The organism is Kribbella albertanoniae, assembly GCF_004348455.1.
Classification (GTDB): Bacteria; Actinomycetota; Actinomycetes; order Propionibacteriales; family Kribbellaceae; genus Kribbella; species Kribbella albertanoniae.
The window spans coordinates 1-1,311 of the sequence record NZ_SMKA01000526.1 but is presented as its reverse complement, the minus strand read 5'-3'; the positions used below and the strand labels follow the sequence as shown (position 1 = coordinate 1,311).

Here is a 1,311-nt window from a genome sequence, read left to right as displayed (position 1 = left end):
CCAGGGCCTCGGCAAAGTCGTCTTTTCACTTGGCCAGAAGCAAGATGAGCTCGTTTGTGGTCTCGGCAGGGCGGCGCCGTAGTCGTGTGGGTGGTGGCGTGATCTGCGGGTTTGGCGGCGTGGGGGCGGGTGCGGGCGTGTTCTGGTCGCTTGGATGGGTGGTTCCTACACCAGTCCCGTCCGAGCTGAGGAACACGCCCGCGGATGTCATCGTCGCTGAAAGTTGCTCGTTCGACCAGTGCTGTCTCGCGCGAGTCGCAACTGTTGAAGGTTTTGTCCTCGGTGCCCGACCCGCGTAAGCGTCGTGGGGTCCGGCACGGGTGTGCGGCCTTGCTGGCGGTCGGGGTCGCTGCGGTGCTGGGCGGGGCGAAGAGTTTCACCGCGATCGGAGAGTGGACCGCCGACGCCGACCCGGTGGTCCTGGCTGAGCTCGGGATGCTTGGTGCGGCTGCGACCGAGTCCACGTTCAGGCGGCTGTTCGCGATGGTCGATGCCGACGAACTCGACCAACGCCTGGGCGCCTGGGCAGCGACCCGGGAGGCGATCGTTGAGGGCCGCCGGGTGTACGCGATCGACGGCAAGACTGTTCGTGGCGCAAAGCACGCTCCGGGCGGGGCGCCGCACCTGGTCGCGGCGCTGACCCACGCCCAGGGCAGCGTGATCGGGCAGGTCGCGGTCGCCGCGAAATCCAACGAGATCCCCGCCGTGCGTGACCTGTTCAAACATCTCCAGCTCACCGGCGCCGTGGTCACCCTCGACGCGATGCACACCCAAACCGACACCGCCGAACAGCTCACCGCAGCCGGCGCGGACTACGTCTTAACCGTAAAGCCGAACCAGCCAGGACTTCACGCCAGGCTCAAAGCGCTGCCCTGGAAGAACATCCCCGCCCACACCACAACCACCACCGGTCACGGCCGGCGGACCACCCGCAGCATCAAGGTCATCGACGCACCGGCCTGGACCGGGTTCACCCGCGCCACCCAGGTCGCCCAACTGAGACGAACCCGTACGGTCAAGGGCAAGAAGACGATCGAGGTGGTCTACCTGATCACCTCCGCGACCCACCAGGCCGCACCACCGGCCACACTGGCCGCCTGGATCCGGGGGCACTGGCACATCGAGAACCGGCTTCACTGGGTCCGCGACGTCACCTTCGACGAAGACCGCTCCCAAGTCCGCACCGGCCACGCCCCACGCACCATGGCCAGCCTCCGCAACCTCGCGATCACCCTGCTACGCCACGCAGGCTGGAACAACATCGCAGCCGGACTCCGACATCACGCCCGAGACCACAAACGCGTACTCAGC

The 1,311-nt window shown here is 67.1% G+C and carries 1 protein-coding gene; it reads left to right on the top strand.

Features of this window, described 5'->3' with window-relative positions:
• Positions 1-204: 204 nt before the first annotated feature.
• A partial coding sequence (locus E1261_RS44780) for an ISAs1 family transposase (RefSeq protein ID WP_272948653.1) occupies positions 205-1,311 on the top strand: 1,107 nt, incomplete at its 3' end.